Origin of the sequence: Lacinutrix sp., from assembly GCF_023299985.1 — a bacterium.
Lineage (GTDB): Bacteria > Bacteroidota > Bacteroidia > Flavobacteriales > Flavobacteriaceae > Lacinutrix.
On sequence record NZ_JALZVX010000216.1, the window covers coordinates 1 to 7,548 of the forward strand.

Annotated in this window: 3 protein-coding genes; all 3 read left to right on the top strand. The window is 29.9% G+C overall.

What is annotated here, in order from left to right; genetic code table 11:
• A partial coding sequence (locus Q0C58_RS11570; RefSeq protein WP_290701702.1) for a tetratricopeptide repeat protein occupies positions 1-2,037 on the top strand: 2,037 nt, incomplete at its 5' end.
• Between the two features lie 190 nt (positions 2,038-2,227).
• On the top strand, positions 2,228-3,958 hold the full coding sequence (locus Q0C58_RS11575) for a TonB-dependent receptor (protein WP_290701704.1): 1,731 nt from the start codon (positions 2,228-2,230) through the stop codon (positions 3,956-3,958).
• A 207-nt stretch (positions 3,959-4,165) separates the two neighbouring features.
• Positions 4,166-7,405, top strand: a complete 3,240-nt coding sequence (locus tag Q0C58_RS11580) for a T9SS type A sorting domain-containing protein (RefSeq protein WP_290701706.1) — start codon at positions 4,166-4,168, stop codon at positions 7,403-7,405.
• The last annotated feature ends 143 nt before the right edge of the window (positions 7,406-7,548 follow it).

A 7,548-nucleotide genomic window follows, 5' to 3' on the forward strand; every position in this document is an offset into this window, starting at 1 on the left:
AAAAAACAAGAAGCATTAAATGCTTTTAGAAATGCATCACAAATGGATTACGATCTAAAAATCCAAGAAGATGCATGGCTTAACTATGCTAAAATTAGTTATGAAATTGGAAATCCATACCAATCTGTACCACAAGTTTTATCGAGTTATTTAGATAAATATCCAGATACAAAAAACAGAGAAGCCTTAGAAACCTTATTAATAGATTCTTACATCACTTCAAAAAACTACAAAGAAGCTTTAGTGTTGTTAAAAGGGAAAAAGAGTTTCGAAAATAAAGTAGCTTACCAAAAAGTAGCCTATTATAGAGGAATCGAATTTTTTAACGAAAGTAATTATGTTGAAGCTGAAAAGATGTTTGATGCTTCATTAAAACAACAACAAGACGCAAAATACACAGCAAGAGCTACATTCTGGAAAGCAGAAACAGATTATAACCTAACAAGTTATGACGACGCTTTAATTGGTTTTAAACAATTTCAGCAACAAACAAATGCTAACCAAACTCCAGAATATAAAAACTTAGACTACCATTTAGCTTACACTTATTTTAAACAAAAACAATACGCTCAGGCTATTGAGTACTTTAAAAATTTCACAGCCAATAGTAGAGAAGATAAGGTGAGATTGAATGATGCGTATTTGCGTTTAGCAGATAGTTACTTTGTAACAAGTGCTTATAATAATGCTGTTACAACGTATAGTGAAGCACTAAGCGTTAATAAAATAGAAATGGATTATGCGTTTTTTCAAAAAGCGATGAGCTATGGTTACTTAGGACAGTCTAATAAGAAAATTTCAGAATTAGAAACGTTTATTACTACATATCCACAATCTAAATTAAGAGATGATGCCATGTACACCTTAGCAAATGCTTATGTAAAATCGGGAAATACAGATAAAGGTGTGACAATGTATAGTCAGCTAATTTCAGAATATAATAACGGCTCTTTTACATCAAAAGCATTGTTACGTCAAGGTTTGGTGCATTACAATAAAAGCCAAAACGAGAAAGCGTTAACCAAATTTAAAAAAGTAGCTGGAGATTTTCCTAATTCACCAGAAGCAAACCAAGCGGTTGCAACAGCACGTTTAATTTATATAGATTTAGGTCGTGTGGACGATTATGCAGCTTGGGTTCAAACTTTAGATTATGTAGAAGTTACAGATGGCGATTTAGATAACGCAACCTACCAATCTGCAGAAAAACAATATTTAGATGGTAATACTAACGATGCTATTAAGTTGTTTAATCGTTATTTAAACGATTTTAAAAATGGCTTACACGCTAACCAAGCACACTTTTATTTAGCACAATTGTATTTTAAAAAGGATTTAAAAGAAAACGCAAAACCACATTATAAATCGGTTGTGGATGCTTCTCAAAGCGAATTTACCGAAGAAGCTTTACTGCGTTTATCTCAAATTATTTTAGAACAGAAAAATTGGACAGAAGCACTACCAGTTTTAAAGCGTTTAGATGCTGAAGCTAATTTTCCTCAAAATAGCTTATTTGCGCAGTCTAATTTAATGCAAGCAAATTATCAATTAAATAATTATACAGAAGCTGTTGCTTATGCGGAAAAAGTTTTGAGTAACCCAAATTTAGATAATAAAGTAAAAAGCGATGCTCATGTTATTATTGCACGTTCTGCAATACAAACAAATAATGAAGCTAAAGCAAAAACAGCTTATGCAAATGTAGAATTAACAGCAACAGGAGAAACAGCTGCCGAAGCATTATATTACAATGCATACTTTAAAAATAAAGAAGGTAGTTACGCAGCATCAAATACAGTAGTGCAACGTTTAGCAAAAGATTATTCGGGTTATAAATTCTATGGTGCAAAAGGCTTAATTATTATGGCTAAAAACCAATATGCGCTTGGAGATGCTTTTCAAGCCAATTACATTTTAGAAAGTGTAATAAAGAATTTTAAAGATTTTCCAGAAGTTGTAACAGAAGCTCAAACAGAATTAAATAAAATAAAAACAGAACAAGCTAAAACGAATGCTTCGGTAGAGACTGAGGATTAGTATTTAGTAAACAGTTTACAGTTACAGTATTCAGTTTTCTTACTCAAATGTAAATAGTTCTAACTTGTAATGTTTTCATTAAAAAACAATAACAAAACTTTGTCATTCCTGCGAAAGCAGGAATCTACAAAATAACGAGAAATAATATAGATTCCTGCTTTCGTAGGAATGACAAAAAAAAGAAGAGTATATGTTTAATAAAAAGCAATTCTTATTACTAATAGCAATAGTAACAACTACTGTACTATTTGCTCAAGAACGCGAACAAGACACGTTAAATCCAGATGTTATTAACGTTATAAAACCATACACGCCAACAATTTCAGATGCTTTTAAAGTAAAAGAAACACCAACTTTAGATGACGCTGAAACAGCAACAAAAAAGGAAGTAAAATATAACATCTTTTCATTTCCTGTGGCTTCAACGTTTACACCAGCAAAAGGAAAAGCTGCAGTTGTTGACAAGGCGAAAAAAGTAAAATTATACGATAATTATGCAACTTTAGGTGTTGGTACTTATACTACTGTTGTAGGAGAGGTATATTTAAATCATGAGTTAAGTAGTGGTAAAAATATAAGCGCTCATGTTGGACATCACTCCTCTGGAGGAGGTATTGATGGTGTGCTAACAGATGATAATTTTTTAGACTCAAAAATAGATTTAACCTACAGTCAATTAACTAACAATTTAGAGTGGTCTATAACTGGAGGTTTTGGAATACAATCTTACAATTGGTATGGTTTACAGCAGCCATTATTTAACCAAATAACGGCAGATACTTTAGATGTTAGTCATAGTTTTACAAATGCTCACATATCTGGAGATTTAAATTTCGAAGAAGGCCTATTTAGAAGTGCAACTGTTTTATTTAGAAATTTTGCCGATAACCAAGATTCTTCAGAAAATAGACTTAAGTTAAGTGGTACTGTAGATGTGCCTATTAAAGACGAGTTGGTTTCTACAGTAGTAAGTTTAGATTATTTAAACGGAAGTTTTGATAGAAATTATTTTACAGATACAGAAATTAATTATGGAAACATTCAATTTGGTTTAGCGCCAACTTACCAATTAAAAAAAGACGATTTAACCGTTAATTTAGGTGTTACATTAACCTATTTAAACGATACCGAAGCAAGTAAAAGTAGTTTCTTTATCTACCCAAACATTAGCGCAAGTTATCGTTTAGTAGATGAAATTGTTATTGCTTTTGGAGGTGTAACTGGAGGATTAATTCAGAATTCTTATTACGATTTTGCAACAGAGAATCCGTTTGTTTCACCAACCTTATTTATTACACCAACAGATCAACAATACAATGCTTATGGTGGATTAAAAGGAAAACTATCAAACACAATTGGTTATTCAGTTAGTGCAAGTTATAAATCTGAAAAAGGGAAAGCTTTGTTTACCAACAATCCAATAACAGCAACAAATCAAGATTATACCTTCGGAAACTCTTTTGGTATTACTTACGACGATGTTAAAACTTTAGGCATTGCAGGAGAACTAAGTACAGATATAAATAGAAATTTTACTTTAGGAATTAAAGGAGAGTATTTTGTGTACAATCCAAAAAATGAAACCGAAGCTTGGAACTTACCAGACATAAAAGGAACTTTATTTATGGACTATCAAATTAATAAACAATGGTTTGCAGGCGCAAACTTATATTTTGTAGGTGAGCGAAAAGATCAAAATACTAGTTTAAGTTTAACTATACCATCAACTTTTGTAACCACAATAGAAACTTTAGATAGTTATTTTGATGTAAACGTACATGCAGGCTACCATATAAACGATAGGATTTCAGTGTTTTTAAAAGGAAATAACCTTGTTGGAGACAATTATAATAAATGGCAAAACACACCAGTTCAAGGCATTCAAATTTTAGGAGGTGGTACTTACAAGTTTGATTTTTGATGCAGAGCGTCATCCTGAGTATATTTCAGGATCTAAAATCTCTAAAATTTTAATAAATTATTCGTCATTGCAAGGTGCTAAGTAACTTCACTAAAGGAGCACATTAATCTAATTAATATTTTATAACGTCCTCAATATCAAAATCATTTTATTAAAAAATTATAGAAATCTATTATTATTATTATTATTGTGTTTCAAACAAATTCTATGAAACAAATTTACCTAATTCTACTAGCCTTTATTATTTCTATTCAAGCTTTTGCTCAAATTCCACCAAATGATGAGATACAGAATGCCGTTAATATAACTAGTCTACCTTTTGCTGATATTAATGTGCAAACACAAAATGCAACAGCAGCCTCTGGTGGAGGAATGAGTGGTGGTTGTGACATAGGAAACAATTTATCTAGGGTTTATTATAAAATTCCATCTTTTGGAGAGACGCAACAGAGTATAACGGTTACGTTAACAAATGGAGCAAGCGATTCTTTTATTCTTTTTTATCAAGGTAGTCAAGGAACAGTTGTAGATGATAGCGATTTAGGTTGGATACCTGGATTAGTTACTGGTTGTAGTTTCAATGAAGAAAATAGTGCAACCTATCAAACTTCACCTTTATACGATATATACATAGTTGTAAGCAACCCAACTAACGAAACAAACATCATATTTTTAAACAATAATGATACAAACATTGTAAACATACCAGATCCCAATTTTAAAAGTGCTTTGTTAGCGCATACTAATCCAGTTATTGATACTAATGGAGATGGAGAAATACAAGTTAATGAAGCTTTTGTTGTAGATAGGTTAAGTGTTACTAGTGGAAGTATTTCAGACTTAACGGGAATTGAAGCTTTTGTTAATTTAGAAGATTTAAATTGCTCATATAATAATTTGACATCTTTAGATTTATCATTTAATACAGAGCTGGATACTCTTAATAGCTTTGGCAATAACCTAAATAACTTAAATATTACCCAAAACTTAAATTTAGAATCTTTAAATATTGGTAATTATATAGGTTCAAGTGTTTTAGATATCTCTCAGAATGTAAATTTGAAGAGATTATATTTATTTGATTGTGGTATTAATTCTATTAATGTCAATCATTTATCAATTCTTGAGACACTAATTTTGGCAAGAAATAATCTTAGTTCGCTGGATTTATCCTTGAATCCTAACCTTAAATGGTTAGATGTAAATACTAATAATTTTTCTGCTCTAGATCTTTCATCAAATAATTTATTGGAAGAATTGGATATTAGACATAATGAATTACCTACGGTCGATTTAACAAATTTGGTCAATTTAAAATCTTTAGAATGTGGCAATTTTTCATTTTTTAGTACTCAAAACATATTAAATTCTTTAGATTTAACTCAAAATGTGTTACTTGAAAACCTTGAAATAGAAAATTCTAATTTAAGTGCTTTAAATTTATTGCAAAATATAAATCTTGAAAATTTGAGATGGACATTTAGTAATGTTGTAGATATTGATATTTCTAATAATATAAATTTAATTAAAATAGATTTAGATAATAATCTATTATCTACTTTAGACTTATCTCAAAATCAAAATTTGTTAAGATTGAAAGCTAATTCAAACAGTCTTACAGCGTTAGATGTTTCTCAAAATCCAAACTTAGAGTTTTTAGAAATAAATGATAATGTTATTTCTAATTTAGACGTATTAAATAATTCAAATTTATTTAGCTTAGTCATAAGCGCTAATCCAATAAGCGCAATAGATTTGTCTCAGAATAGTTTATTAGCATTGTTTAAAGCAACTTCGACTTCTATTCAAGAAATTAATTTGAGTAATAACGCGAACTTAGAATCTGTTCAACTTCAATCTAATCCGTTTTTGCAAAGCATTAACTTTAAAAATAGTAATAATGCTATAATAGATGGAGGTTCAACATCTAATAATAGTTCAACTTCAGGAATTTTCGGTGGTACATTTCTAAGTCAATTCAGAGCAAATAACAACCCAAATTTACAAACCATTTGTGTTGACGATGTTGGTTTTGCTACAACAAATTTCACAAAAGATGCTACAGCAATTTTTGTAGAAGATTGTTCTATAACTTCTGTAAACTATAATATTATTCAAGGTGTGCTTGCTTTCGATAATGAAAGCGATGGATGCGATACTAACGATATTGTAGTAGCTAACCAATTAGTAAATACAACTAATGGAACAGATCAATATGGTACGTTTACAAATGCTTCTGGTTTTTATGCTATAGATGTTGTTGAGGATACTTATACAACTTCTGTAGAAGGCATGCCAAATTATATTACTACAACACCAACAAGTATTGTAGACACATTTACTAGTCTTGCAAATACAGAAATAGCAGATTTTTGTATTACTGCAAACCAAAATAATATTAACGATATTAATGTAGTTATAATACCAGTTAATGAAGCAAGACCTGGTTTTAATTCTGAATACCAATTGGTATTTGAAAATTCAGGAATACTTCCTGTAAGTGGTGATGTTACATTTAATTTTGACGATATGTCACAAGTATTTGTAAGTGCTAGTGAAATAGTAGATAATCAAACAGCAAACTCGCTAACATTTAACTATACTAATTTACAACCGTTTGAGATTAGAACTATAGATATTGAAATGAACACATTTACACCACCAACAGTTAATGGTGATGATATTTTAAATTTTACTGCTTCTATTTCGCCAACTAGTAACGACCAAAATCCAAACGACAATACGTTTAACTTAGCACAAATTGTAGTTAATTCTTTCGATCCAAACGACAAAACAGTATTACAAGGTAGTGAGATAACTTTGCCACAAGCTAGTGAGTACTTAAATTATGTGGTTCGTTTTCAAAATACAGGAACAGCAAGTGCTATTAAAGTTATTATAACAGACAATTTAGATTCAAAATTAGATTTTGAAACGTTAAGACCAGTGTCTTCTAGTCATGATTACTCTTTAAGAGTTATTGATGGTGATTTTCTTGAATTTACTTTTGATAACATAAACTTACCAGCACAACAAGATGACGATGCAGGAAGTAATGGTTTTATAGCTTTTAAAATAAAGCCAAAAACAGATGTTCAAATTGGAGACATTATTAATGGTAAAGCAAATATATATTTCGATTTTAATGCGCCAATTATAACTAATACAGTTGCAACAGAGATTGTTACAACACTTAGTATTGAGGATGTTAGTATTGATAGTGGTGTGGTTATTTATCCAAATCCTTCAGCTAATATTTTTAATATAAAAGCAAAAGATGGAATTCAAATTAATAATATCTCATTAATTGGTTTATCTGGAAAAGAATTATATTCTTCAAATAAAGCAATGGATAGAATAGATTTAAGTCGTTTTGCAACAGGAATTTATTTCTTAAAAATTGAAACTAATAAAGGATTACTTAATAAAAGGATAATTAAAAAATAGAGTATTCTAAATTTTAAACATTTCAAAGCGTCCTCTTATACTAGAGGACGTTTTTTTTATTCTTATATTTATCGCTTCAAAATTATTAAGATGAAAAACCTCATACTAGCCACAATCTTACTTACACTATTTAGTTGTAATAA